At 75.2% G+C, this 2384-nt stretch carries 4 protein-coding genes; 1 reads left to right on the top strand and 3 read right to left on the bottom strand.

Annotated elements, in window-relative coordinates:
- Positions 1-44 precede the first annotated feature (44 nt).
- Positions 45-437: an SCO5389 family protein gene (locus AB0G13_RS34570; RefSeq protein ID WP_357883870.1), complete on the bottom strand. Its 393-nt coding sequence runs from the start codon at positions 435-437 to the stop codon at positions 45-47.
- A 159-nt stretch (positions 438-596) separates the two neighbouring features.
- On the bottom strand, positions 597-1091 hold the full coding sequence (gene smpB, locus AB0G13_RS34565; RefSeq protein WP_357883867.1) for an SsrA-binding protein SmpB: 495 nt from the start codon (positions 1089-1091) through the stop codon (positions 597-599).
- 126 nt (positions 1092-1217) lie between these two features.
- On the opposite strand from smpB, the gene AB0G13_RS34560 reads away from it, so the two are divergent.
- Positions 1218-1757, top strand: coding sequence for an RNA 2'-phosphotransferase (locus AB0G13_RS34560; protein WP_357883864.1), 540 nt, complete (start codon positions 1218-1220; stop codon positions 1755-1757).
- A gap of 10 nt (positions 1758-1767) precedes the next feature.
- Here the strand turns inward: AB0G13_RS34560 and AB0G13_RS34555 are convergent, their stop codons facing one another.
- Positions 1768-2280 (bottom strand): NUDIX domain-containing protein, encoded by a 513-nt coding sequence (locus AB0G13_RS34555; RefSeq protein ID WP_357883861.1) that lies wholly within the window; start codon positions 2278-2280, stop codon positions 1768-1770.
- Positions 2281-2384: the final 104 nt, after the last annotated feature.

Here is a 2384-nt window from a genome sequence, read left to right as displayed (position 1 = left end):
GGCACGGGCCTTCGGCGCCCGTCCCGCCCGCCGGCCGCACGGGGTCAGCAGTTGCGCAGCTCGGGGGACTGGTTGAGCAGCTGGCCCCGGGCGGAGATGAACCGCCGGTACGCGTCGGAGTCGACGGCCGCCGGGCGGAAGGCGGCGACCCGGTGGCAGTTCTGGAAGGCGAGCTTGACCCCGAAGTGCCGTTCCAGGCCGGCCCGGATGGCGTCGCTGGCGAGCGCCCGCAGCAACTGGCCGCGTTCGGCCTCGGTGGGCGGCGGGATCACGTTGTCGGCGTGGTCCGCGCCGGTGGAGGCCAGCTCGGCGGCCACCCGGCTGATCGTCTGCCAGGCGTACGGCAGCGAGTCGCGGACGCAGGCGACGAACTCGGCGTCGTCGATGGGGCCGCGCTCGGCGGCGTCGAGCAGGGCGGGCGGGACGGTGAGAGACATGATGATGCTCCTCCTCCGGTTCGCCGGTAATGACTACGGTTTTCATTACCGTGGCCGAATGAGCACATCATGGCGGAGGCGTGGCGTCAACGACTCTCCGGCGTGCCGCGCCGACCCACCGTGACGACGGTGCGGGGGTAGGCGCCGACGGGGAGGCGGTCAGCCCCGCCGCGCGGTGCGGCCCTTGAGGTGGCGGCCCAGCTCCCGGGCGATCTCCCGCTCGGCGTCCCGCTCGGCCAGCGCCTGCCGCTTGTCGTACGACTTCCTGCCCTTGGCCAGGGCCAGCTCGACCTTCGCCCAGCCGCCCGAGAAGTACATCGACAAGGGCACCAGGGTCAGGCCGCCCTCGCGGGTCCGCTCCAGGATCCGGGCGATCTCCACCCGGCGCAGCAGCAGCTTGCGGGTGCGCCGGGGCGCGTGGTTGGTCCAGCTGCCGAAGCCGTACTCGGCGATGTGCAGCCCGTACAGCATCAGCTCGCCGTCGCGTTCCTGGGCGAACGCGTCGACCAGCGACGCCCGGCCCTCGCGCAGCGACTTGACCTCGGTGCCGGCCAGCACGATGCCCGCCTCGTAGGTCTTGAGGACGGTGTAGTCGTGCCGCGCCTTCTTGTTGGAGGCGATCAGCCTGCGCTCGGTCTGCCGGGCCGGGTTCACCCGGTCGAGGATATCGGCTGCCCGCGACGCCGGGCCTTGAGTGCCGGCGGTCGGTCGAGCGCCCGGAGCCGGGGCGCCCGGCGAATCCGATGGCGCCGCCGGTGCCCGGCGGGGGAGACTCCGGCAATGGATCACCGGGCGATGGTGCGGCTGAGCAAGCGGATGTCCCTGGCGTTGCGGCACGAGCCCGCCCAGTTCGGCCTCGTGCCCGACGGGGCCGGTTGGGTGTCGGTCGACGACCTGCTCGCCGCGCTGCGGATCGACCGCGCCGACCTGGACGCCGTGGTGGCCGGCAACGACAAGCAGCGCTTCGCCGTGGCACGCGGCGCCGACGGCGTCGAGCGGGTCCGGGCCAACCAGGGGCACTCGATCCCGGTCGACCTGGGGCTGACGCCCAGCCCGCCGCCGGCGCGGCTCTACCACGGCACCAGCCGCGTCGCGCTCGACTCGATCCGGGCGACCGGCCTGCACCGGGCCGGCCGGCACCACGTCCACCTGTCGCCGGACGTGGCGACCGCCCGGCGGGTGGGCGCCCGCCGGGCGGGCGAGCTGGTGGTGCTGACCGTGGACGCGGCGGCGATGGCCCGCGACGGGCACGCCTTCTACCGCAGCGCCAACGGCGTCTGGCTCACCGACGCGGTGCCCGCGCGGTACCTGGCCGACTGAGCGGCCCCGCTCAGCCCGCGCGCCGGGCGAGGAAGTCCGCGAGCACCCGGGTGTGGGTGGAGAAGGCCAGCTCCGTCGGCTCGGTGAGCACCAGCCACTCGGTGGCCTCCTGGGTCGGCGCCGACGGCGGCAGCGCGTCGGCCCGCCGCTCGGGCAGCTCGCCGAAGACCATCATCGTGCCGCCGGCCGGGGCGCCGTGCACCGCGAGGAGCCGGGCGTCGGCGGGGTCGGCGCGCAGGCCGGTCTCCTCCCACAGCTCCCGGACCAGCGCTTCCTGCCACTCCTCGCCGTACTCGACGAAGCCACCCGGCAGCGCGAGCTGGCCGCGTGCCGGCTCGATGTCGCGGCGGACGACGACCACGCCGAGGCCCCGGGCCGTGCGGACCGGCAGCACCGCCACCGCGACGGGCAGCGGGTTGCGCCAGACCGTCTCGCCGCAGGCCGCGCAGACCCGCGGCCACCCGGTCGCCGGCGGGTAGGCGGCACCGCAGAAGGAGCAGTGGGAGTACGCCACGGCGGTCATGCCGCAGCACGTTACCCGGCGCGCCGGGGGCCGCCGCGGCCTGCCGCCCTACGAGTCGTGGCTGGAGCGGGTCGAGGTCGTGCAGCCCGTCCTGTGGGCCGTCG

The sequence above is a fragment of the Micromonospora sp. NPDC023633 genome (assembly GCF_040640035.1).
Taxonomy (GTDB): Bacteria; Actinomycetota; Actinomycetes; order Mycobacteriales; family Micromonosporaceae; genus Micromonospora.
This window is presented reverse-complemented; position numbering and strand designations above follow the sequence as displayed.

Coding starts and splice junctions, on each gene's coding strand:
- AB0G13_RS34570 (WP_357883870.1), bottom strand. CDS start 437: ATGTCTCTCACCGTCCCGCCCGCCCTGCTCGACGCCGCCGAGCGCGGC.
- AB0G13_RS34560 (WP_357883864.1), top strand. CDS start 1,218: ATGGATCACCGGGCGATGGTGCGGCTGAGCAAGCGGATGTCCCTGGCG.
- AB0G13_RS34555 (WP_357883861.1), bottom strand. CDS start 2,280: ATGACCGCCGTGGCGTACTCCCACTGCTCCTTCTGCGGTGCCGCCTAC.